Here is a 23,380-nt window from a genome sequence, read left to right on the forward strand (position 1 = left end):
CACGCCCGAGCGACCCCCGTCAGGAAGTTTAGTGCTCAAATACCTGTCATGGTCGTCAGACGGACTCACCGCGACGGATGACGCGGACCAGACGACCCTTCTCGTCGGTGAGACACATGTCAGCCCAGCGCCCCTCCTCCAAGACGCCAACCTCGCTCAGACCGTGGAGTTCAGCCGGTGTGGTAGCCGCCATGACGGCAACTTGCCCCAGCGGCAGTCCCACGACCGAGGTGACGAACTCGACTGCGTGACCCATTGTGAGAGTGGATCCTGCAATCGCTCCCAGCGAACCGTCGGCGGCCAGCAGTCGAGCGCGACCGTCGACAACCTTCACCGGCAGGCTGCCCAGGATGTAGTCGCCGTCAGGTTGACCGGTGGCGCTCATGGCGTCGGTGACCAGGGCGATGCGCTGCGGTCCGGCAGCCAAGATGGCCATCCGAATGACGTCTGGTGCCAGGTGCACGCCATCACAGATGAGCTCGCAGACCACGCGCGGGTCAGTGAGCATCGGCGGGACCGGACCGGGCTTGCGGTGATGGATGGACGGCATCGCGTTGAACAGGTGGGTGATGACATCGGATCCGGCATCGACGGCAGCGCTGGCAGTGGTGTTGTCGCACTCGGTGTGACCGATGGCGGCATGCACCCCCGCCTTGCTGAAGGTCGCGACGGCCTCCAGACCGTGCTCGCGCTCCGGAGCGATCGTCACCATCCTGAGAGCAGACCCTCCTGCCTCGATGAGTCGATCCACCGAGACCGGGTCAGGATCGCACAACAGCTCGACAGCATGGGCACCCTTGCGCGACTCTGCGAGGAAGGGTCCCTCGAGGTGAATGCCGGCGATCTCGTCCTCGTCGATGAGTTGACGGAGTCGTCCGACCTGGTCGACGACGTCGTCAATGGCGGCGGTCACCGTGGAGGCGAAGAGGGTCGTCGAACCCTGGCTGCGGTGGTAGGCCACGGCTCGCACGGCGGCGTCATGGTCGGGATCGGTGAAGTCGGCACCGGCGCCGCCATGGCAGTGGGTGTCGACGTAGCCCGGCAGGATCCACTCGTCGACGAGCTCAGCCTGCGGATCGATACCCTCCCCGACCTTGGCGATGCGTCCGGCCTCGACGGTGATCGTTGCCGGTGAATCACTTCCGTCACGGGCGACGACGTGGTGCGAAGCAATACGGCTGATCATCGATGCCTCCTTGACAGCGGGTTTTCCCACATACTGCCACATGGTCACAGCGTGAACACGAGCTTCGTCAGCACCAAGATCTGCGAGGATAGGACCATGGCTGAGCCAAGGATTCCCAGTGACCTCCTGCCCTCCGACCCCCGTTTCGGGTGTGGCCCGTCCCGGATCCGACGGGAGGTGGTGGCCAGTTTGTCCGAACCGGGATCGGTGATGGGTACCTCCCACCGCCAACCACCTGTCCGCCATGTGGTCGCCGCGATCCGCGAGGAACTCTCCACCCTCTACGACCTTCCGGCCGAATATGAGGTTGCTCTTGGCAACGGCGGAGCCACCCTCTTCTGGGACATGGCGACCGTCTCCCTGGTGGAGAAGTGCGCCGCGACAGGCGTTTACGGCGAGTTCACGAAGAAATTCTCCTCGGTCCTGCAAGGAGCTCCCTTCCTCGCAGATCCGGCAGTTTTCCAGGCCCCGCCCGGCGAGCTCGCCCTGCCGCAAGCTCTGGGAGAGATCGACGCATATGCGTGGGCTCACAACGAGACCTCCACCGGGGTCGTCGCCCCGATCCGTCGACCGGATGAGATTGACGAGAATTCCCTGGTCCTCGTCGATGCCACGTCAGCTGTTGGCGGAGTTGCTGCAGACGTGGCGCAGACTGACGCCTATTACTTCTCACCGCAGAAAAACCTGTCCTCGGACGGCGGGTTGTGGCTCGCAATTCTGTCACCAGCAGCGATCGAACGCTCGGAACGATTGACTACCTCGGCTCGCTGGGTACCGCAGATGCTCGATCTCAGCGTCGCAGTGAAGAACTCCCGGGCAGATCAGACCCTCAACACTCCCGCGCTGGCCACCCTCGTCATGCTGGAGGCGCAGTGCCGCTGGCTGCTGGACAAGGGCGGCATGACGTGGGCGGCATCCCGCACCGCGTCGACCTCAGGAATCCTCTACCGCTGGGCCGAGGACAACCCGTTGACGACCCCTTTCGTCACCGATCCTGCGCTACGTAGCCCGGTGGTGGTGACGATCGACATCGACAAGTCCGTCGACGCCACCCAGCTGTGTGCCCGCGCCCGCGAGAACGGGATCCTCGACATCGAGCCGTATCGCAAGCTGGGCCGCAATCAGATCAGGGTGGCCACCTTCAGCTCAATCGAGCCCGGCGACATCGAGGCGTTGACGGCCTGCCTGGATTGGTTACTGGAGCACCACGACTAACAGTGTCGCCAGGTGGTGTCCTGGGAGCGGTCGTGCACGAAGGTCACGACGCCGGCGCACAGTGCCACCGCGACCGCTCCCAACACCGCGATGAGGGTGCCTGAGCGCGCCTTGGAGGTGGGCTTGCCACTGGCCTGGGTGGCCCCTGCCTTGGCACTCGGAGTCGGCGAGGGGGTCGGCGAGATCGAGGTCAGCGTCGTCGGGAAGTCGATTTCCTGCACCTTGTTGCCGGAGGTCGCGATCTCCAGGGTCTTCTGTGTGGTGTCGGTGGTGATGGTCTGCCCGCCCGAGAACGCCGCGTTGGCGACCGCCTTCCAGGAGTAGGCGTCAACGACCCGAACCTCATGGTCGGTCAGCATGGCCAGCCGTGACCCGTCTGGCAGGAAGGTGGCGTCCTTGACCCCGGCGGGGGCGTCCGCCACCTTTTCGAGCGGGTTGGACTCCGTGCGGCTGACCTGCGGGCCACTACGGTAGATCGCCGAGTGGGGACCGTCAGTGACGATGTAGAAGCTCCCCTTGGGACTGACTGCCATGGCCTTGGCGTCGTGAGCGCCGTCGGGGTAGGTGAACATCCACTCGTAGTAGGTGGATTGATTGGCTGCCGTCGAGGTGGGAGACATCACGCGGATGCCGCGGCGCCTGGTTTTCTTATCACCGATGTCGGCGACGTAGAGCACGCCATTGGCCCACGCCATCGCCTCCACGTCGTGGAAGGCTGGCTCCCACCTCACCCGATGGACTTCCTTGCCCGTCTCGTCGAGGGCAAGCAGGGAGTGGACCGTCGACGGAGAACCATCGGTGACCCAGTAGCAGTCATTGTCGAGGTCGGCAGCCATGCCAACCGGGGTGCCAAGCTTCTTGTCCGTCGTGATGGTGAGATCGACGGCGGCAGCAGGGCCAGCCGACAGTCCCCAGGCGCATCCCAGGGCCACCAGCGCACTCGCGCTGCGGGAACGTCGGGGCCAGGATCGTCGGGTCACAAAAAGACATCCTGCCATGCCGGACCGACCTGTCACAGCAGGGATCCCACCACGACGATCAGTACGAGGATGATGAGAACCCCGCTGATGATGTGTTGCCTGGAGCGTGGATTCATGGATTACACCCTATGTCGACCTCATGGCTAATAATCTGTTGCCATGGGTGGGTTGAGACTCAACGCCATCGCGATCGACGAAGTTCGCGACATGTTTGGGGCTGACGAGGGCCTCTCGACGAAACTGCGTAAGTGGACCGAGGCCACGTTCAGCGTACCCGTCCACCATCATCGTCGATCAGGTTGGCGCAACCCGTTCCACCCACTCCACAAGCCCAATGTCGAGGGACCGATGCTGCCGGTGGGATGGCCAACTCCCAATGATGTCGAGGACTTGGTTCATGGCCGATTCATCGAGCCTGATCGCCTGGGACGGTGCTGGCGACTCGTCAATGAGTGGTTGACCCACCTGTCGTGGGGATGGACCGAGATCCCGATGTCGGTGGCGCGGCTCGATGAGCTTGATTTCGACCTCGCGGCTGTCGGCTTGTCCAGTACCTGTGCCATCAAACGGCTCATGGTAGGGGAACCGCAGATTCCGCTGCGACCGGCACCTGGCATGAGGATCGGTTATGCGCGCACCGGGCAGGTACTGACGACTCGGCTTGGGCTGGCTGATGTCGTCGACAAGATACCGGCCGAGCGGCGAGGTGAGGCTGACGCCATCCTGGAATTCCTCAACTCATATCCGGGATGGATGGACCTCGCCAGCGACCTGGGGCGCCCGGCACCAGACCTCTTGGTGGTCTGGCAACCGGACACCGTCGGTGGGATTCAACCCACCAGCCTCACATCTGGCCAAACAGTCTCATGAGCAGGGACTGGACGAAGTAGACCACAAAGAGGGCCGCAACCACCCACAACAGCGGATGGATCTTGCGTGCCTTGCCAGCGATGGTCTTGGTGATGCAGAACATGATGAGGCCAGCGCCGATGCCCGTCGTGATCGAGTAGGCGAACGGCATGAGCACCATGCCCAGGAAGGCCGGAAGACCTTCCTCGACGTGCTTCCAGTCGATATGGGTGACCTGGGCCATCATGAGGAATCCAACGAAGACCAACACCGGCGCGGCTGCCTCCGAGGGAATGATCGACACAATGGGGGACAGGAACATCGCCAGCAGGAATCCGATACCGGTGACGATGGAGGCGATACCCGTTCGCGCCCCCTCCCCCACGCCAGCGGCCGATTCGACGTAACCGGTGGCCGAGGAGGCCGACCCGAGACCACCAGCGACGGCAGCCAGGGCATCGACGACGAGGATCCCCTTGAGGTGCTCGGGGTTGCCGGTCTCGTCGAGGATGCCGGCATGGTCTCCGATGGCGACAACCGTTCCCATGGTGTCGAAGAAGTCGGCGAGCATGAGGGAGAAGACGACCAGAAGGGTCCCCAGAAACACTCCGACGTGGAAGTGACCGTCAACCAGGAAGCCACCGAACAGGTCGACGTGACCCAGCAGGCTCAGATCGGGCAGGCGGAAGTCCTCCACCCCGGGCAGCCGTGGGACGTTGAGGGCCCAGCCGGTGGGATTCTTCTCGCCCTGCGGTCCCAGGTGAGCGATGGCCTCAATGATGACTCCGAGCAGGGAGGTACCAATGATCGCGATGAGCATGGATCCCTTGACGTGACGCTGGTGCAGCACGACGAGAAGGAGGAATCCGAACAGGCACAGGAAGATCGGCCAGCCTTCCAGGCTGCCGCCGACACCCAAGGTGACGGGGGTGCCGGAGCCGCGACGGATGACGCCCGAGTCCACGAAACCAACGAAGGCGATGAACAGGCCAATTCCGACGCTGATCGCCGAGCGTAGAGAGTTCGGGACGGCCCGGAAGATCATTTCTCGGACGCCGGTGAGGACGAAGACGAGGATGAGGACGCCTTCCCACACCACCAGGCCCATCGCCTGGGACCAGGTCATCGTCGGGGCGACGACGTAGGCAAGCAGGGAGTTGATGCCAAGGCCGGTCGCGATACCCATCGGGAATCGTCCCCAGATACCCATGGCAATCGTCATGATCGCAGCCACGAAGGCGGTGACGGCCATGACCATCATCTTGTTGTCGTCAATGGCAGCCGTGTTGAGGGTGGTGCCGGCGGCGTCGAGGAACTTCGGAGCCCCGTTGAGGAGCTTGCCGTTCTTGTCCGCCGCGGTACCGATGATGAGAGGGTTCAGGGCCAGGATGTAGGCCATCGTGAAGAAGGTGACGAGGCCGCCGCGAATCTCGCGCGATCTCGTCGATCCTCGTTCCGTGAGATGAAACCAATTGTCGAATCTTGCTGATGCGGTGTTGCTGGGCACGGGGGCATTCTAGGGATGACATGTCACGGCCATGTTGCAGGGCATTACGATGGAACCGTGGCGAACCAGCGTGAACACCTGCTAACCCAGGCCAATGTCGCCCCTGTCGACGAGAACGGGGTGACGGTCGGCATCGTGGGAACCATCGCCTTCGCGGTGGCGTCCATCATCTGCTGGATCATGCTCGACCACCTCACCGAGAACGGCTACCGCGACTGGCTCTGGATCTGCCTGACGGGTACTGCTCTGGGGATCGTCGGCACGGCATACTGCTGGCGACGATCCCGCCACTGAACCCCTCCCCGGGGATCACAACTCAGTCGAACAACGAGTCGTCGATCGAGATGGTGTCGAAGACCGGCTCGGGCAGCTCGATACCGCGATGCTTCTCGACGACGTCGGAGTGACCGCCACAGCCATGATCGACGTGGACCACTGAGCCGTCAGAGGGCGAGAACTCGTTGGAACACACCCCGAAGATCCGCCCCAGGGAGTGCTGCAAGCGCACGAAGTAGCCACAGGTGACGCAGCTGGCAGGAGCATGACGACTCATGGCGTTGTCAGGGCCACCCTCACCGGCGAGCCAACGCTCAGCGGTGGAGTCACGGCCCTCTCGCGACAGCAAACGCTCACGGCCCAGCCCCAGCTCAGACGCCACAGCTCGGGTGGTAGCCCACTCAGCCGGATCCTCGTCGGCGGCAAGCTCGCCACCGGTGTAACCAGGCTCCAGGCGCGGATCATTGTCAGCGGTGGGCATGAGGGTGCCGGCGGTGATGTCCCCGGCACGCACTCGGTCGCGCCACGGCACCCATTCGGGGGCCAGCAGGGAGTCGTCGCCCGGAATGAGAACGACCTCATTGACGGTGACGTTGCGTCCGCGCAGGGCACGCGACATCGTGACGGCCCACCGCCATCCTCGGTATCCCGGATGCGGGCATTCGAAGAGATGGGTCAGAACGCGCTCGTCCTCGACGATCGTCCCGACGTGCTCACCGACCCCGAAGTCACCCGCGCGACGCTCGGCCGCTTCCCGAGCCTGGTCAACAGCCTTCGCGATCGTCGCGTCAACCTTGACGGCCCGGGTCGCAGCGCGCGATCTCGACGTCACCTGTGTCATCACAGCTCCAACTCGTCGGCAACAGCACGAAGCATCTTGGCCACCGCGCCGGCGGTGCGCGGATCGGGATGACGTCCGTGCCGGTAGCCATTGCCCATCTTGTCGAGCATCTTGATGAGGTCCTCGCAGATCACCGCCATCTCCTGCGGCTTCTTGCGGCTCGCCTTGGACAGCGAGGCCGGGGTCTCGACGATCTGCAGGGACAGGGCCTGCTCTCCTCGACGTCCCTCAACAACCCCGAAGTCAACCTTCTGACCGGGTTTCAGGGTATTCACCCCTGCGGGCAAGGCGGAAGCGTTGACGTACACGTCGCCGCCACCGTCCTTCGTCAGGAAACCGAACCCCTTGGTGGCGTCGTAGAAACGCACCTTTCCGGTTGGCATCTCTGGCTCACTCCTTCTGGTCATGACGGTCAATGGACCGCCATACAAGGCTACAGCCTTGTCGACGGTCCACCACCCGCGATCTTTCCACAGCCCGACGGGAAGGCTTCCGACGGGCCAGAAGCGTCACACCGACGGGTCTCACATGGCGCCGGAGAGATCACCCCGCTGGCCGTCAGTCCATCGGAAGTAGTCAGCCATCGCCAGCTTGGAGGCTGCGGCCTCGTCGGCGATCACGAGAACATGGGGGTGGAACTGCAGCACCGAGGCCGGGCACATCGCCGAGACCGGACCCTCGACAGCTCCGGCGAGAGCATCGGCCTTGTTGGCTCCGACGGCCAGCAGAACGACATTGCGGGCGTCCCTGATCGTCCCAAGCCCCTGGGTGACGCAGTGACTGGGAACCTTCTCGCCCTCCTCGAAGAACCGAGCATTGTCGGCCTTAGTCCGCTCAGCGAGGGTCTTGACACGAGTCCGCGAGGACAGCGAGCTAGTCGGCTCGTTGAATCCGATGTGACCGTTGGCCCCGATACCGAGGATCTGGACGTCGACGCCGTCGGCCTCCTGGATCGCCTTCTCATAATCCGCGCATGCCGCGTCGAGGTCGTCCGCCATGCCGTCCGGAGTGTGCACGTCGGCCGGGTCCAGACCGAGCTGCTCGGTGACGGTGTGTCGGATGGTGGCGGCGTAGGAGCGCTCGTCGTCGGCGGGAAGACCGACGTATTCGTCCAGGGCGAAGGCGCGCAGACCGGTGAAATCAGCCTTGCCCTCCTGAGCGAGAGCAGCCAGCGAGGAGTAGGTCGTCAGCGGCGTCGACCCGGTGGCCACTCCCAGCACCGGTGTCTTCGCCCGGGCCAGTACCCTGGCAATGCGCTCGGCAGCAATCCGTCCGACGGCCTGCTCGTCGGAGCAGATGATGACCTCCATGTCGGCCCTCCCTCACATGCGCGGCCACGCCGCGCGTCGCTTCGTGTCTAGGTTGAGATTATGGCCCGGTGAGCGTTTCTGAGCGATCACAATCATCTCCTGTGAGCGTTGACCCGCACACACTGAGCGCACCGCTTGGTCGGCCCTACCCCCTACCATGGAGACATGGCACAGAGCACCGTCAGGAGAGCACCCGTTGACGTCGTCGGCTCTCGTCCTGCTCCGAGGGCCTTCCAAGCTCCTCGGGTCGCTCCTCTCGAGGCCCCGAGCCTTCCTGCCAACCCGGCTGCCGGGAAGCCATCAGTCGCTCCCCGTGGTTATCAGGGTGGGGACTACCGCCCGCTGGCCGAGTTGATACCGCGTCGTCGAGGCCGCCGCGAACCCCATGACCCGTTCTCCACCCAGGCAGGACTGACCGGCCCCCGTGTTGAGCATCGAGATCCGCATGAACCCATCCGCACAAGCCGGTTGGCCAGTGGCTCCTCGACCTGGGCAGCTCCGGCGGGAGACCCCGTCTCGACGGTTCCCCCGCCACGTCTCAAGACCGTCCGGATGCCCCGGCGACTTGATCCGCGCATGCCCGCCACCGCCGGCAGCCGGTCCATCATGGACCTGTGTCGAGCGTTGGGATGGCCGTGGGTCGTCGTGCTCGCACTGGGATGCGTGTGGTCCCCACTGTCGATACCGGCTCTGCTCCTCGCATGGTGGTTGGCATGGCGTCACCCATTCGCCGCTGGACGCCTCAGCAAGGCTCTCACCGCTGTGACGGTCGTCGTCATCATCGGTGGCGCGATCGAGTCGCCGGTACGAACCGTGCCGGCCCAGTTCGCATGGATGTCTCGCCTGGGATGCGTCGTGATGCTCGCACTCGGGCTCCTTCTCATTGATCGTCAGCTGACGCCTCGGGATCCGAGGCCACGACGATGAGTGCGGTTGATGAACCGACGACCCTTGCCTCCACGATTCGGGGTCTGGACGCCCAGAGGCTCTCTCGGCTTCTGACCCTGCGCCCCGACCTGGCGAATCCCACTCCACGCGACCTCGCTGAGGTCTCTTCGCGGGCTGGCACCCACGCCTCCATCAATGCCGCCATTTCCAGCCTTGATCGGTGGCGACTGAGCCTGCTGACCGCCCTGGCAGCACTGGGAGACCTCACGCTGGCTGAACTGACTGACGCCATCTGCCAGGGATGGCCGCCCAAGCCCGGCACGATTCGTGCCGATGTCGCGGACGGCGTCTCCGATCTGCTCGACATGGTTCTCGTCCTGGAGGATTCCGGCCACCTGCACGTCATTCAGGTCGTCACCACTCACCTGTCCGGATACCCAGCCGGGTTGGCACCGGTGTCCGTCATGCCCATGGGCTCTGAGGAAGTGGCCGAGAGACTGGCTGCCGCGGGCCCCAAGGCGCACGCCGTGTTGGAGCGTCTGGTGTGGTCCCCCACCGGTCACCTCCCCAATGCTCGACGCACGGTGACGCCCGAGACTGCGACGACCCCCGTCGAGATGGCGCTGGCCCACCGCCTGTTGCGTCCCCTCGACGATGACACCGTCATCCTGCCCCGTGAGGTGGCCCTGCCCCTGCGCGGGAATCGTCTCCTTGCCGAACAGCCCAGCCCCACCCCACCAGCATGGCCCGAGCCGCGTCAGACCGCCCTGGTCAATCGTGCCGGCCTCGGGACGGCGCTGGAGGCCGTCAGCGCGATGTCCGCCCTGCTGGAGGGGGTGGAGCGTCACGACTGTGCCCTGCTGGCCAGTGGCGGCATGGCCAAGCGAGACGCCCGCACCGTGCTGTCGCGGGCGGCCCCGGGGGACGATGGCTGGGTACACCTCGCCGTCGCGGCGGCTGGCGGATTCATCGGTGCCGACGGGCGCGGCTGGCTGCCCACCTCGCTCGCGGACCGCTGGCGCACTGATTCGTTGTGGGGTCAGTGGGTGAGCTTGCGCGATGCCTGGAGACGCATCCCGCAGTTTCCCGGAAGCCTGGACAACACCTTGGATGCCTCGTCGCCGGCAACTGCCCGCGCGTGGCGACGCCTCGTCCACGAGGAACTGAGCACAGCTGAACCCGGCACTCCCGTGAAGGCCGGCCTCGTCGCCGACCGCATCCGATGGCGTCAGCCGGGCACCACAGTCGATGACTCCTTGGTCGAGGCTGTCCTCGACGAATGCCGAGTGCTGGGGATGATCGCTCTGGGAGCGCGCACCGATCTCGTCGATTCCCTCACCTGCGCTGACATGCCGGAACGCACTGACGAGGTGATCCTGCAGTCCGATCTCACCGCCATCGCCCCCGGCCCACTGACCCCCGACACCGCCACCGACCTGGCTCTGCTGGCCGATCGGGAGTCCACTGGGATCGCCGGTGTACGGCGATTCACCCGGACCAGCCTGCGTCGTGCCCTGGACGCCGGGTGGACTGGGGACCGTGTGCGTCAGTGGTGGACGGATCACTCCCTCAGCGATGTTCCCCAAGGTCTGCTGGTCCTCCTCGACGACGTCGTTCGTGATCATGGTCGAGTGTCGGTGGCCGCCGCCGGTGCCCTGTTGGAGATCGACGACCCGGCTGCCGTCGAGGCTATTCTGCGCAGTTCTCTGGCGACTGATCTGGGACTGCGTCGAGTTGGACCGCAGGTGCTGGTGGCCCAGGCAGAACCTGACCAGGTGCTGGCAGGCCTTCGCCAGTTGGGAATGTCCCCCGTGGCCCGCGATTCCCACGGCGACGTCTTCTCGGCTCCCCCTCCCCCTCGCGCCAAGGTCGACGCCCTCACGTCTTCGGCTCCGCAGGCCGATCCGGAGGGCCTTGCCGCGGCACTGCTCAACAACAAGGGCCGTGGGTTCTCGGATCGCCGTCAGCTTCTCGCCCAGCTGCACCAAGCCCAGCAGGAGGGTGCGTGGATGCGGATCGAGCGAGTCATCGACGATGGCACTGCAGTGCGTCAGACGGTGCGGATCATGGCGGTCGCGGCCGGGGCGGTGCGATGCGTCATCCGTGGTGGTGGCGGGGCGGCGGTCGTCCCGGTGTCCCGGATCACCGCCTGCCAACCGGCCTGACGACGTCCCATCGACCCCTCGAAGCAGGAACAAATCCGGGATCAGGGGCGATACTGGAAGTGATGACTTCTCTACCCGGCCCCCTCATTGTCCAATCCGATCGCACCCTCTTGCTGGAGGTGGATCACCCTCTGGCGGACGAGTGCCGTCATGCCATCTCCCCCTTTGCGGAGCTGGAACGGGCTCCCGAACACATCCACACCTACCGACTGACCCCACTGGGTCTGTGGAATGCGATGGCCGCTGGGCACGACGCCGAACAGGTCGTCGACACCCTCATGAGGTACTCCCGTTATCCGGTGGCCTCCGGACTCCTCATCGACGTCACCGAGACGATGTCTCGTTACGGCCGGCTGCGCATCGAGAAGCACCCCACCCTCGGACTCGTCCTGGTGTCGACGGACAAGGCCGTGCTCACCGAGGTGCTGCGATCCAAATCGGTCCGTGGCCTCGTCGGCGACCAGATCGATGATGAGACGGCAGTGGTCCACCCTTCCCAGCGCGGCACCCTCAAACAGGCTCTGCTCAAGTTGGGATGGCCCGCCGAGGACCTTGCTGGATACGTCGACGGCGAGCGCCATGACATCGATCTGACCGAGGACGACTGGAGTCTTCGTCCGTATCAGCGGATGGCTGCCGAGTCCTTCTGGGACGGCGGATCCGGAGTCGTCGTGTTGCCCTGCGGCGCCGGCAAGACCGTTGTCGGGGCGACTGCCATGAGCTTGGCCCGCTGCACGACGCTCATCCTCGTCACCAACACCGTCTCGGCTCGACAGTGGAAGGAGGAGCTCGTCCGTCGCACCACCTTGACCCCCGACGAGATCGGTGAGTACTCCGGTTCACGCAAGCAGGTGCGGCCCGTCACCATCGCCACCTATCAGGTCATCACGACCAAACGTAAGGGTGTGCACCCCAACCTGGAGCTTTTCGAGGCCCGCGACTGGGGCCTGGTCATCTATGACGAGGTTCACCTGCTTCCGGCTCCGGTCTTCCGCATGACGGCCGACCTACAGGCACGCCGTCGGATGGGGTTGACGGCCACTCTGGTGCGCGAGGACGGCCACGAGGACGACGTCTTCACCCTCATCGGGCCCAAGCGCTACGACGCTCCCTGGAAGGAGATCGAGGCCCAGGGCTGGATCGCTCCTGCCGACTGCGTCGAGGTGCGGGTGAGCCTGCCCGAGTCCGACCGGATGACCTGCGCCATGGCAGAACCGGACGTCCGTTACCGGATGGCCGCGACCCTGCCGATCAAGAACCGGGTGGTTGCGGACCTGGTGGCCCGCCATCGTGGCCAGCCCACCCTGGTCATCGGCCAGTACGTGGACCAGCTGGAGGAGCTGGCCGAGGAACTGAGGTGTCCGATCATCACCGGATCCACCACTCCGACCAAGCGTCAGAAGATTTACCAGGATTTCCGCGGAGGGGTTACCGACCTGCTCGTGGTCTCCAAGGTCGCGAACTTCTCCATCGACCTGCCGAGTGCCGAGGTCGCCATTCAAGTGTCGGGGGCATTTGGGTCCCGCCAGGAGGAAGCCCAGCGTCTGGGCCGGCTGCTGCGACCCAAGGATGGGCTCGTGGCCAGGTTCTACGCGGTCGTCTCCCGAGACACCGTCGATGCCGACTTCGCCAGTCACCGTCAACGTTTCCTCGCCGAACAGGGGTACTCGTATCGCATCGTCGATGCGGACGATTTGGACGCACTGGACTGGACAGCGTGAAAATGGATGTGAACGAAACGGGCCGTGGAAGAGGGAGACATAATTGTCTGGGAAGGCGCTATTCTCCAGGCGCACTGCGCTGGGCGGTTTGCTCATAGCTACTGGGGCTGCCATCGGCTTACCGGCAGTCCAGGCCGCGAACCGACCAGATCGCCCGGAGCCGCGCGGGCCCGCTCCGACGAGGGTCGCCAATCCGGCTGCTCCCGGGCCCTACGTCACGTTCGCGTACCAGAACGAGCTCAAGAAATACCTCAACACCCGTGAGGGCGAGCAGTCGATCGCCATGAGGGTGCATGGACAACGCAACATCCACGTTCTCAACCACGGGGCCACGCACTACATCACCGCGTCGATCATCAAGCTGGCAATCATGGAGACGGTCATGATTCAGGCTGCGGGTGAGAAACGTCAGCTTTCCGGAACCGAGAAGGACCTTCTGGTCCCCATGATCGAGAACTCCAGCAACGACGCCGCGACTGCCCTGTGGAACAGGGTTGGTAGGGCCGACGGGGTACGCCGGGCGATGCACCGCATGGGTGCCACTCACACCACCTTCGACTCTGAAGATCACTGGGGATTGACGTCGACGACCGCCCCCGACCAGGTCGTGCTCGCTGACCACATCTTCTGCCCCAACAAGATCATTCCCGAGTCCATGCGGGCCTATGCCAGAGAGCTCATGTCCAGCGTCGCGGAGGACCAGGACTGGGGCATGACGGCGGGGATGAAATCGCCCTACGTCAAGAATGGCTGGCTGCCTCTTGAGGACGGCTGGCACGTCAACTCGGTGGCTTCCACCGGGACGAACGGGTACACCGCTGTTGGACTGACCCATTCGACCACGGCATCCATGGAAGACCTGGTCGAAACCATTGAGGGAATGGCGCGGATCATTGCCCGCCATCAGTCTCCCGGCGTGACGCCTGCTCAGCCGTCGCAGCCCGCCACCCCCGCGCCACAGACTGTCCACGACGACCACGGCCACATACCCTTCCGCGCCCCAGGCACCCGGGACATGTGGATTCAGGCGTTCTGAGTCTCTGCTGTTCTCGTCGGGGTGGGGTCATCCGGCAAGGCGATCAAGGAGGTCGCGCCAGGACCTCACCAAATCGGCGTCGATCCACGCCTTCCAGGATCCCTGGGGCCGGGCCGGGCTGCCAATGTGAAAAGCCTGCACCCCCGCCTGATACAGCCACGGGACGTGCTCCGGACGCAAGCCGCCACCAGCCATGATGAGCTCGGCCACGCGCGGATTGGCCTCGGCTCGGGCGATGAGGTCGTCGAGGCCGTACTCGATCCCGCGCGGTGATCCGGCAGTGAGGACCTGGTCCAGTCCCGGCAGACCCAGCAGCTGCACCCACGCCTTGTCGGGTTCCAGGCTGTTGTCGATGGTTCGGTGGAAGGTCCAGCCCGGCCAGCCCTGCGTCAGCTCGGTGACGGTCTCGACGTCGACCCCGGTGGCCTCGTCGAGGAATCCCAGCACGGGCCCATCAGCACCGAGGTCACGATAAGTACTGACCAAGCCGAGCATCTCGTCACGTCTGCGCGGATCAGCGCGAAATCCACCGTCAAGGCGCAGCATGGGACGCACCGGGATGTCAACGGCACTGAGGGTGCGTGCCAGCACTTCTGGGCTGGGCGCAAGACCGTCGTCGTCCATCGTGCCGACCAATTCGATGCGATCGGCACCTCCCTGTGCTGCCCGCTTGGCGTCGTTCTCGTGCAGACAGATGACCTCGAGCAATGCCATGGCCTAATTCTTGCGCCAATCGCGCCGAATCGTCACGACAAGTCCAGTGATGAGGATGACGAGGACGCCGGTACTGATGATGGATCCTTCCGCCCCGAAGGTTCCTCCGGTGAGCCAGGAATGGGATCCGTCCGTCCTGTCAGCCGTCATCAGGGTGTCTCTGAAACCGAGTCCGGAGACGTCGAATCCCAATACCATTCCCTGCAACCAGTTCCACACGCTGTGAAAACCCATCGCGGCAAGCAGACTTCCTCGCCACACCACCAGCAGACCCAGCATCAGGCCGTATCCTGCGACGTTGATCAGGGCGATCCACGTGGTTCCGGGATTTGCTCCATGGAGGACGGAGAAAACCACAGCCTGTATGGCAAGACCGGCAGGAACCCCCCACGCGGCTGCCACTGACTGCATGAGGTAACCGCGCAACACGACTTCCTCGGCACATCCTTGGACCAAGAACAACAACAGCGAGGCGACGATGAGCACCGTCGCCATGGCATCAGGACGGGCCCACCTCATCCGGACCTGACCGCTGGCCGTCATGACGATGACGTCGACTACAAGGATGACAACCGCGATTGCCACGCCGATCCAGATGTCCCGGGAAGGTCCGCGCAGCCCCAGGCACGTCATCGGGCGCTGCTCGACGAACCTCATCCACAACCACAGCACCGCCCAGACGCCTGCGAATGACGCCAGAAGCAGGATCGTCGAAGTCTGAGCGTCTGGATGACCACCTACCAAGGCCGTGAGCACAAGCGCGAAACCACCCTGCCCCACCCCGAGGATGGTCATTGCCGCCAACAATGACAACAGCGGATGGAAGGTGCCAGCTCCAGCCAGGAAACGATCGACGGGACGACGGTACGTGGGTGTCGGGGGCACCGTCCGAGACTAGTGGATTACCGACACTCGTCGGTAGTGCCATCAGACACCACGAGGGGGCGTCCCGCAGGGACGCCCCCTCGTGGATCGGATGGGCTGGATCACATCATTCCGCCCATGCCACCCATGCCATCCATGTCGCCGCCAGCCGGGGCCTTCACAGGCTCGGGCTTGTCAGCAATGACGGCCTCGGTGGTGAGGAACAGAGCCGCGATGGAGGCGGCGTTCTGCAGGGCCGAACGGGTCACCTTGGCCGGATCGATGATGCCGGTCCTGACCATGTCGACGTACTCGCCAGTGGCAGCGTTGAGGCCCTCTCCAGCAGGCAGGCCGGCGACCTTCTCAGCCACAACTCCACCCTCGAGACCAGCGTTGATGGCGATCTGCTTGAGGGGGGCGGAGCAGGCGGTCCGGACGATCTGGGCGCCGGTGAGCTCGTCACCCTCCAGCCCCTCGATCGTGGCGGCCTTGGAAGCCTGGATGAGGGCGACACCACCACCGGGGATGATGCCCTCCTCGACGGCAGCCTTGGCGTTACGCACGGCGTCCTCGATGCGGTGCTTGCGCTCCTTGAGCTCGACCTCGGTGGCAGCACCCACCTTGATGACGGCGACGCCGCCGGCGAGCTTGGCGAGACGCTCCTGCAACTTCTCGCGGTCGTAGTCGGAGTCGGAGTTCTCGATCTCCTTGCGGATCTGGGCGACGCGTCCAGCGATCTGCTCGGAGTCGCCGGCACCGTCAACGATGGTGGCCTCGTCCTTGGTGACGACAACCTGGCGGGCGTGGCCCAGCAGGTCGAGGGTGACGGTGTCGAGGGACAGGCCGACCTCCTCGGAGATGACCTGACCACCGGTGAGGATGGCGATGTCGTTGAGCATGGCCTTGCGACGGTCGCCGAAGCCCGGGGCCTTGACGGCGACAGACTTGAAGGTGCCGCGGATCTTGTTGACGATGAGGCCAGCCAAGGCCTCTCCCTCAACATCCTCGGCGATGACGAAGAGCGGCTTGCCGGACTGCATGACCTTCTCGAGAATCGGCAGGAGATCCTTCAGCGAGGAGATCTTGGAGTTGACGATGAGGATGTAGGGGTCCTCGAGGACAGCCTCCATGCGCTCGGTGTCGGTGACGAAGTAAGGCGAGATGTAGCCCTTGTCGAAGCGCATGCCCTCGGTGAGCTCGAGCTCCAGGCCGAAGGTGTTGGACTCCTCGACGGTGATGACGCCTTCCTTGCCGACCTTGTCCATGGCCTCGGCGATGATCTCACCGACAGTGGTGTCGGCAGCCGAGATGGAGGCGGTGGAGGCGATCTGGTCCTTGGTCTCGATGTCGATGGCCATCTCGGACAGACGAGCACTGATGGCCTCGACGGCGGTCTCGATGCCCTTCTTCAGGCCCATCGGGTTGGCGCCGGCGGTGACATTGCGCAGGCCCTCACGGACCATGGCCTGGGCGAGGACGGTGGCGGTGGTGGTGCCGTCGCCAGCGACGTCGTCGGTCTTCTTGGCGACCTCCTTGACGAGCTCAGCGCCGATCTTCTCGTACGGATCGTCGAGCTCGATCTCCTTGGCGATGGAGACACCGTCGTTGGTGATGGTGGGAGCGCCCCACGACTTCTCGAGAACGACGTTGCGACCCTTGGGGCCGAGGGTGACCTTGACCGCGTCGGCGAGGGTGTTCATACCCGCCTCGAGCCCGCGGCGGGCCTCGATGTTGAATTCGATGAGCTTTGCCATGTTTGGGGAATTCCTCCGCTCCGGTGGGCCTGGCAGCCCGTGGACGTCAGATGGTGTGGCGGGAGCGACCCCGCGTTGTGTTTCCCCGTGATGCCCGCGACGGACGATCTGGTGATCTCATCACCGGGATGACCACCCTCGTCGGCACTCGCAACACCGATCCGGGCAGTAGCACTCTCGCTTGCCGAGTGCCAATGACATGTTTAGCACTCGCACCCAGTGAGTGCAAAGAGTTGATGAGCGGAAAGTGACTGAATTGTGCTGCCGACGATGGTGTCAGGCAGATTGCGTCGCGTCACCGGGTGGTGATTATGGCGCGCGCCCTAAACTGGCCCTGTGTCAGAATCCCCCACCCCCGAAACCGCGACGTCCAGCGATCTCAGTGCATCGGACCGCGCGATTCTGGATCTCGAGGAGTCCTGGCAGACCGGGAACCCGAGTGTTGACAAGGAGACCGTCATCCGCGAGAGGCTCAACATGTCGTCCCCCCGCTACCACTTACGACTCAACGAGCTGATCGACGATGAGTCGGCCGCGCGATACGCACCCTCCCTCGTCGGGAGGCTGCAACGAGTCCGCAGTCAAAAGCGCAGGGCCCGCAGCGCGCAGCTGCTCGGATGACACACGCGGCGTTGTCAACGATGCGACGCCATTGACGAGAGGCACACTATGAAACGCCTGACCGGTACGGTCCGGACGTACTCCTGGGGCTCCTATGACGCGATCCCTGACATCTTGGGAAAGGAAGCCGACGGCCAACCCTGGGCCGAGTACTGGCTCGGGGCCCACGAAACCTCACCGTCGACCCTTGACGGTGCTCCCCTCACCGAATACCTCGACGCTCATCCCGAGGAGCTGGGTGAGCGCAGCCGTGATGCCTTCGGATCCAGGCTGCCTTTCCTGCTCAAGATCCTCTCGGCTCGCCGCCCACTGAGCCTCCAGGCCCACCCTGACGCCCGTATGGCGCGAAATGGATTCGTACGCGAGAACCAGGCTGGCGTTGACGTCACCGATTCCCAACGCACCTTCGTCGATGACTGGCCCAAGCCGGAAATCCTCGTCGCCATGAGCGACTTCGAGGGACTGTGCGGATTCCGGGATCCGCATGAGACCCGTCAACTCTTCGACGGGCTGGACATTCGCATTCCGGTGGATCCGGTGTTGGGATCGTTGACCGAGCGTTCCGGCCCGGCGGCACTGGCCGAGACCTTCCTCGACTGCCTCGCCGGGGATGACCTGCGCCGGCAGATCGTCACCGAGGTGGTGTCCGGGGCCGTCAACCATGTTGGCGAGGACACCCCGCTGGGTGAGTTCGCACGCACTGCTGTCGAGCTCGACGAGTACTTCCCCGGAGACCCATCGATCCTGGCGGCACTGATGCTCAACCGCATTCATCTCAGGCCCGGAGAGGCATTAGCCGTTCCGCCCGGTCTCATGCATTCCTACTTGTCAGGAACGGGAATCGAGATCATGGCTGATTCCAACAACGTCGTGCGTGGTGGACTCACCGACAAACACATCGACGTCGATTCCCTTATAGAGATCGTGGACTTCCAGACACAGGAACCATGGGTCATGACGGCCGAGGAGGTAGATCCAGGTATGCGGGTCTTCCCGGGCACCGATGAACAGTTCCGGCTGTGGGAACTCGACCTCGACACCACCCGTCCAGCCATCCTGCCGGCCAGCGACTTGGCCCGAATCCTGCTCATCACCGGTGGCTATGCGGTGTGCTCAAGTCCCCAGGGCACTGACGAGATCGTGCGTGGACAGGCCGTCTGGATTCCCGCTGGCGAACAGGTACAGGTGGACGGGAACTGCGACGGGTTCCTCGCTGCTGCCGGGGTGTGACGCTGCCCCGTGTGGAATTCGAGAGCTTGCGAGAGGATGGACCCATGGCACACAAGATGAACGTCGAGAGTTTCAACCTGGACCACACCAAGGTGGCCGCACCGTTTGTCCGCGTGGCGGACGTCAAACACCTGCCCGCCGGCGACACCCTCACCAAGTACGACGTGAGGTTCTGCCAGCCCAACAAGGATCATCTGGAGATGCCTGCGATCCACTCGATCGAGCACTCCTTCGCCGAGTGCGTGCGTAACCATTCAGAGTCCGTCATCGACTTCGGGCCGATGGGATGCCAGACCGGGTTCTACCTCATCATGGTCGGCGAACCGGACGTCCCAGCCACCTGCGAACTCGTCGAGACCACCCTGCGCGACATTCTCGAGCTCGATGCCACCCCCGCCGCCAACGAGGTTCAGTGCGGATGGGGAGCCAGCCACTCGCTCGAGGCTGCCCAAGACGCCGTTCGACGGATGCTGGACCACCGTGACGAATGGGAACAGGTGATGGCCTGAGCGCTCCTGCGATGCTGATTCATCGTCCGGGCTGCGCACCGGATCTCAGCGATAACAGGTCCCCTCGAATTGGGGAGGGATTGGGATCTGCCCATAAGATTGTGGAGCCTCTGACAGGATTCGAACCCGCGACCATCGCTTTACAAGAGCGGCGCTCTACCAACTGAGCTACAGAGGCATGCCGCCTCACGGCGACGTGGGACATTGTGGCACATGTTGCCAGCATGGTGTGACCAGCTAGCACATCGGCTGTGTCGTCAGGACAACATCTCGCAGAGGTACCGACGGGCACCAACCATAGACGGGCCGTACCAGGCCAACTTCTGGCCGTCGATGAGACGGACGTCGAGGTCAGGGAATGAGGCGACGTCGTCGGGCCCGAAATGGTAAGGCTCGTCGGGCAGGATGACGCGGTCTGGACGCGCCGAGACGAGGTCGGCCAGATCAGCGTGGGGATAACGGGACTTCCCCGGCAGGTCGATCAACTCCACGCCGACGTGCCTCAACACGTCGGCAATGTAGGTGTCCTGTCCGACGCAGATCCACGGATCCCGCCACACCGCGACGACGGCACTGCGCACCTCGTCAGTCCAACGCTGGTTCCACTCCTCATCGGCATCGCGCAGCCACTGCGGCCTCTCGACGCCGAACCCCTCCACGAGGAGCCTCGTCAGGCTGGAGATCGCCTCGGATACCGTGTCGATCTGTGTCACCCACACCGGCACGCCGGCCTCCCGCAACAAGGTGACGTCGTACTCGCGGTTCTCCTCCTGGTTGGCCACGACGAGATCCGGCTTGAGGCCGATGATGGCTGCCCGATCAGGGTTCTTCGTCCCCCTGATCCGAGCCACCTCGTGGCCGACAACCTCGTCCAGGTGGGCAGGACGAATGCAGTAGTCGGTGCATCCCACCAGAGTGTGCGGACACGTCACCGCGATGGCCTCGGTGATTGACGGCACCAGGCTCACCACCCGACGGATCTGCCCTGTCACCGGGACGTCGACGCCAAGGTCGTCGATCATGACACCACCGCCACGGCCAGGGCGGAAAGAACCCAGAAGCTCATCTGCGTCACCTCATTGATACTTCCAAACGTGTCGCCCGTCATACCTGACAGACGCTTCACCAAGTGCCGGATCCATCCCCGGGCGATGAGCAAGGCCAACGCTGCGCACATCGCGGCGACCAAGCACCATCGCCACCCTCCGGCGACAAGACCCGTCAAGGCGACGACAGCGCCCAGAGCCGTCAGATTGATCGCGGCTGACCTGGGAGTCGTCACCCCGGCGACGAGGGACCCGAACCCACCCGGACGAGCGCAGGGCACCCCGGTCATCGTCGCGAAGAGAATGGCAGCTCGACCGATGGCCGGCCCGAGCGCAACCACCATCGCCACACGCCACCATGCCCCCGAAACGGTCGTTCCGGCCAGGCTCACCACGGCGGCTGCGTCCACGATCAGTGCCAGGACGATGCTGATGACACCCATCGGACCGATGTCGGACTTCTTCATGATCTCGAGGGCCTTGTCCGGCGCTGTTCGCGACCCCAGACCGTCGGCAGTGTCGGCGACCCCGTCAAGATGGAAGCCTCCGGTTGCACCGGCCAGCCAGCACAGCGCGAGCACCCCGGCCAGCAACGATCCGGCTCCCAGCCCGAGGACCAGGGCGACGATTCCGCCGGCCACCGCTCCCAGACACAGCCCCAGCCAGGGGAATGCCGTGATTGCCCGACGAGCCAGCGAACGGTCGATGTCACTGAGGTACGGCCCCGGGAGGATCGTGAAGAGGGACAGGGCCTCCGCCACGCCACGCAGGGGACCGAGCTTTCCAAGATCCGCATGCCGTTCGTCGCTCATGCCCACCTCTTCGGGACTCCGGCCACACACATCCACACCTCGTCGCAGACCTGTCCAACAGCGGCGTTGAGTCTCCCCAACTCGTCGCGAAAGAGCCGTCCGGCCGGGGTGTCGGGCACAACCCCCATCCCGACCTCGTTGGAGACGAGGATGACGTCGCGACGAGTACGGCGGATGGCGTCGGTCAGCTCATCAACCCGACTTCTCAAGGATTTCTGCCAGGTCCCGTCACCTGGATCAGCAGTCCAGGCTCCCACCTCGTCGAGAATCCGTGTGATCCACACCCCGAGGCAGTCCACCAGCACTGGGGAGTCGTCGTCAGCCAACAGCACCGAGGCGATGTCCTTGGTCTCGACGGTCTGCCACGTTGCCGGACGCCGGGTCCGGTGCAGCCGGATCCGCTCCTCCCACTCGGCATCGTCGGGATTTCGCTCGGAGGTGGCAACGTAGGTGACGCGAGAGCCATGGGGCAACCTCGACTCAGCGAAGGTCGACTTCCCGGATCGCGCACCCCCCAGAACCAGGACTCGACAAGGGGGAGCGCTCGTATCGAGGGCATCGGGAAGATCGGTCTCCCCAGTCACCTTGATGTCGGTGACGTCGGCGTCCTCGAAGGTGGCCATCTCGTTGAGGATGTGGGCGCTGGCCTGGACGATTGGCAGGGTGAGGATGGCCCCCGACCCCTCCCCCAGCCGCATCCCCAGATCCAGCAGGGCCGGAAGACCGAGTGCGCTGGTGGACGCGGTGATTCCCGGCTCGGCGCCGGCATGGCTGGTGATGATGAAGTCGCGTACCTCCGGGCAGATCGCGGTGGCCGTCAGAGCTGCCGAGCAGGCGATGACCCCGTCGATGAGCACCGGGACACGCCGGGAGGCCGCGGCCAGGATGTACCCCGCCATGGCAGCGTGCTCGAAACCTCCCACCTTCGCCAATGCCTCAACCGGGTGGTCGGCGTCGGGCTGGTTGACCTGGAGTGCGCGGGAGACGACACCGATCTTGTGCTGGTGACGACGGTCGTCCGACCCAGCGCCCTTACCCGTCACCTCAGCAGGGGAGCACCCGGTGAAGACGCTGATGAGTGCCGAGGCCGGCGTCGTGTTCGCGATGCCCATCTCGCCAGTGACGAGGATGTCTGCTCCCCCCTCGACAGCCTCCAGGCCGGTCTCGATACCGACCTCAAGGGCCTGGACGGCCTCGTCAGTACTCATGGCTGGGCCCTGGGAGATGTCATCAGTGCCTCGTCGCACGCAACGCTGGCGAATGGGCGCGTCGACCTCGTGGAGGGCACCGACGTCGGTGATCCACAGCTGCGCGCCCATCTGCCGCGACAACACGCTGATCGCTGCCCCGCCGGCCGCCATGTTGACCATCTGCTGGGTGGTGATCTCCTGAGGATCCGGGGAGACTCCCTGGGCCCACACCCCGTGGTCGCCTGCGAACAGCCCGACGACCGGGTGGCTCGGGACAGGGACCGGTACCTGTCCGTACATTCCCGCCAGCCGGATCGAGAGATCCTCCAACAGCCCGAGCGAACCCTCGGGCTTGGTAAGCACCTGCTGACGGGCTCGGGCAGCCTCCAGGGCCTTGGCGTCAGCTCCGCGAATGCCGCGCACTGTGCGGGCAAGCAGGCTCTCAGCGGACACGGATTCAGACAGTCGGGCCATCATGCTCCATCGTCGGGGACGCCGCCGCATCCCCCGGGCCTGTGTCCTCGCAGTCCCGGACGCCACGCACGTGCGTCGCAATGTAGTCCCACCCCGGTCGGGGCAGGTGTGCGCGGTTCTGGTCTGACTTCGCCTCTATAGCGTCACAGTGGCGGGACCGTCCCGGATTCACACCGGTGTTCCACCGCGGTC

At 64.6% G+C, this 23,380-nt stretch carries 22 protein-coding genes and 1 tRNA gene; 10 read left to right on the forward strand and 13 right to left on the reverse strand.

The window, feature by feature from the left end; translation table 11 throughout:
• Nucleotides 1-55 precede the first annotated feature (55 nt).
• Entirely contained in the window at nucleotides 56-1,186 is a 1,131-nt protein-coding gene (locus PALO_RS08380) for an N-acetylglucosamine-6-phosphate deacetylase (protein WP_015583196.1), read from the reverse strand.
• Between the two features lie 96 nt (nucleotides 1,187-1,282).
• Between PALO_RS08380 and serC the strand changes: the two genes are divergently transcribed.
• A complete protein-coding gene (gene serC / locus PALO_RS08385; RefSeq protein WP_015583197.1) occupies nucleotides 1,283-2,401 on the forward strand; it encodes a phosphoserine transaminase in 1,119 nt (372 codons plus the stop codon).
• On the opposite strand, the gene PALO_RS08390 is transcribed toward serC, so the two are convergent.
• Complete coding sequence (locus PALO_RS08390) at nucleotides 2,398-3,237, reverse strand: hypothetical protein (protein WP_041710307.1); 840 nt, start codon at nucleotides 3,235-3,237, stop codon at nucleotides 2,398-2,400. The genes serC and PALO_RS08390 overlap by 4 nt on opposite strands.
• Before the next feature lie 303 nt (nucleotides 3,238-3,540).
• Between PALO_RS08390 and PALO_RS08395 the strand changes: the two genes are divergently transcribed.
• Entirely contained in the window at nucleotides 3,541-4,251 is a 711-nt protein-coding gene (locus PALO_RS08395; protein ID WP_015583199.1) for a hypothetical protein, read from the forward strand.
• On the opposite strand, the gene PALO_RS08400 is transcribed toward PALO_RS08395, so the two are convergent.
• A complete protein-coding gene (locus PALO_RS08400; protein ID WP_326998039.1) occupies nucleotides 4,226-5,659 on the reverse strand; it encodes an NCS2 family permease in 1,434 nt (477 codons plus the stop codon). The two genes, PALO_RS08395 and PALO_RS08400, sit on opposite strands and share 26 nt — an antisense overlap.
• Before the next feature lie 93 nt (nucleotides 5,660-5,752).
• Here PALO_RS08400 and PALO_RS08405 point away from each other — a divergent pair, with 93 nt between their 5' ends.
• Nucleotides 5,753-6,031 carry a DUF2530 domain-containing protein gene (locus tag PALO_RS08405; RefSeq protein WP_023032405.1) on the forward strand — a complete coding sequence of 93 codons (279 nt, stop codon included), beginning with the start codon at nucleotides 5,753-5,755 and terminating at the stop codon, nucleotides 6,029-6,031.
• Between the two features lie 22 nt (nucleotides 6,032-6,053).
• Here the strand turns inward: PALO_RS08405 and PALO_RS08410 are convergent, their stop codons facing one another.
• The 3 genes from PALO_RS08410 to nagB form a co-directional block, all read right to left on the reverse strand.
• Complete coding sequence (locus PALO_RS08410) at nucleotides 6,054-6,854, reverse strand: DUF3027 domain-containing protein (protein WP_015583201.1); 801 nt, start codon at nucleotides 6,852-6,854, stop codon at nucleotides 6,054-6,056.
• Nucleotides 6,854-7,237, reverse strand: a complete 384-nt coding sequence (locus tag PALO_RS08415) for a cold-shock protein (protein WP_015583202.1) — start codon at nucleotides 7,235-7,237, stop codon at nucleotides 6,854-6,856. The genes PALO_RS08410 and PALO_RS08415 overlap by 1 nt, the downstream gene beginning before the upstream one ends.
• 141 nt (nucleotides 7,238-7,378) lie before the next feature.
• Nucleotides 7,379-8,164: a glucosamine-6-phosphate deaminase gene (gene nagB, locus PALO_RS08420; protein WP_015583203.1), complete on the reverse strand. Its 786-nt coding sequence runs from the start codon at nucleotides 8,162-8,164 to the stop codon at nucleotides 7,379-7,381.
• Nucleotides 8,165-8,329: 165 nt separating this feature from the next.
• On the opposite strand from nagB, the gene PALO_RS13095 reads away from it, so the two are divergent.
• The 4 genes from PALO_RS13095 to PALO_RS08440 all read left to right on the forward strand — a co-directional run bounded on the left by PALO_RS13095 (nucleotide 8,330) and on the right by PALO_RS08440 (nucleotide 13,974).
• The gene (locus tag PALO_RS13095) at nucleotides 8,330-9,091 is read left to right on the forward strand and encodes a hypothetical protein (protein ID WP_015583204.1); all 762 of its coding nucleotides are present in this window, start codon (nucleotides 8,330-8,332) and stop codon (nucleotides 9,089-9,091) included.
• Complete coding sequence (locus PALO_RS08430; RefSeq protein WP_015583205.1) at nucleotides 9,088-11,217, forward strand: helicase-associated domain-containing protein; 2,130 nt, start codon at nucleotides 9,088-9,090, stop codon at nucleotides 11,215-11,217. The genes PALO_RS13095 and PALO_RS08430 overlap by 4 nt, the downstream gene beginning before the upstream one ends.
• A gap of 62 nt (nucleotides 11,218-11,279) precedes the next feature.
• A complete protein-coding gene (locus PALO_RS08435) occupies nucleotides 11,280-12,938 on the forward strand; it encodes a DNA repair helicase XPB (RefSeq protein ID WP_015583206.1) in 1,659 nt (552 codons plus the stop codon).
• A 43-nt stretch (nucleotides 12,939-12,981) separates the two neighbouring features.
• Entirely contained in the window at nucleotides 12,982-13,974 is a 993-nt protein-coding gene (locus PALO_RS08440) for a serine hydrolase (RefSeq protein WP_023033322.1), read from the forward strand.
• Between the two features lie 27 nt (nucleotides 13,975-14,001).
• On the opposite strand, the gene PALO_RS08445 is transcribed toward PALO_RS08440, so the two are convergent.
• From PALO_RS08445 to groL, 3 genes are all read right to left on the reverse strand, one after another.
• Complete coding sequence (locus PALO_RS08445; RefSeq protein WP_015583208.1) at nucleotides 14,002-14,688, reverse strand: copper homeostasis protein CutC; 687 nt, start codon at nucleotides 14,686-14,688, stop codon at nucleotides 14,002-14,004.
• Nucleotides 14,689-14,691: 3 nt separating this feature from the next.
• Nucleotides 14,692-15,483 carry a CPBP family intramembrane glutamic endopeptidase gene (locus tag PALO_RS08450; RefSeq protein ID WP_021108332.1) on the reverse strand — a complete coding sequence of 264 codons (792 nt, stop codon included), beginning with the start codon at nucleotides 15,481-15,483 and terminating at the stop codon, nucleotides 14,692-14,694.
• Nucleotides 15,484-15,674: 191 nt separating this feature from the next.
• Nucleotides 15,675-17,306 (reverse strand): chaperonin GroEL, encoded by a 1,632-nt coding sequence (gene groL, locus PALO_RS08455; protein WP_015583210.1) that lies wholly within the window; start codon nucleotides 17,304-17,306, stop codon nucleotides 15,675-15,677.
• Nucleotides 17,307-17,642: 336 nt separating this feature from the next.
• Between groL and PALO_RS08460 the strand changes: the two genes are divergently transcribed.
• The 3 genes from PALO_RS08460 to PALO_RS08470 are packed head-to-tail and all read left to right on the forward strand — an operon-like array spanning nucleotide 17,643 to nucleotide 19,666.
• On the forward strand, nucleotides 17,643-17,927 hold the full coding sequence (locus tag PALO_RS08460; protein ID WP_004810762.1) for a DUF3263 domain-containing protein: 285 nt from the start codon (nucleotides 17,643-17,645) through the stop codon (nucleotides 17,925-17,927).
• Nucleotides 17,928-17,975: 48 nt separating this feature from the next.
• Complete coding sequence (gene manA / locus PALO_RS08465; protein WP_015583211.1) at nucleotides 17,976-19,157, forward strand: mannose-6-phosphate isomerase, class I; 1,182 nt, start codon at nucleotides 17,976-17,978, stop codon at nucleotides 19,155-19,157.
• A gap of 26 nt (nucleotides 19,158-19,183) precedes the next feature.
• A complete protein-coding gene (locus PALO_RS08470; RefSeq protein WP_177166392.1) occupies nucleotides 19,184-19,666 on the forward strand; it encodes an S-ribosylhomocysteine lyase in 483 nt (160 codons plus the stop codon).
• A 102-nt stretch (nucleotides 19,667-19,768) separates the two neighbouring features.
• Here the strand turns inward: PALO_RS08470 and PALO_RS08475 are convergent.
• The 4 genes from PALO_RS08475 to cobT all read right to left on the reverse strand — a co-directional run bounded on the left by PALO_RS08475 (nucleotide 19,769) and on the right by cobT (nucleotide 23,191).
• Nucleotides 19,769-19,844: transfer RNA gene (locus tag PALO_RS08475), tRNA-Thr, on the reverse strand.
• Between the two features lie 79 nt (nucleotides 19,845-19,923).
• On the reverse strand, nucleotides 19,924-20,688 hold the full coding sequence (locus tag PALO_RS08480; RefSeq protein ID WP_015583213.1) for a helical backbone metal receptor: 765 nt from the start codon (nucleotides 20,686-20,688) through the stop codon (nucleotides 19,924-19,926).
• Complete coding sequence (locus PALO_RS08485) at nucleotides 20,685-21,524, reverse strand: adenosylcobinamide-GDP ribazoletransferase (protein WP_015583214.1); 840 nt, start codon at nucleotides 21,522-21,524, stop codon at nucleotides 20,685-20,687. The genes PALO_RS08480 and PALO_RS08485 overlap by 4 nt, the downstream gene beginning before the upstream one ends.
• Complete coding sequence (gene cobT / locus PALO_RS08490; RefSeq protein WP_004810751.1) at nucleotides 21,521-23,191, reverse strand: nicotinate-nucleotide--dimethylbenzimidazole phosphoribosyltransferase; 1,671 nt, start codon at nucleotides 23,189-23,191, stop codon at nucleotides 21,521-21,523. Before cobT ends, PALO_RS08485 begins: the two co-directional genes overlap by 4 nt.
• Nucleotides 23,192-23,380: the final 189 nt, after the last annotated feature.

Source organism: Cutibacterium avidum 44067, from assembly GCF_000367205.1.
Classification (GTDB): Bacteria; Actinomycetota; Actinomycetes; order Propionibacteriales; family Propionibacteriaceae; genus Cutibacterium; species Cutibacterium avidum.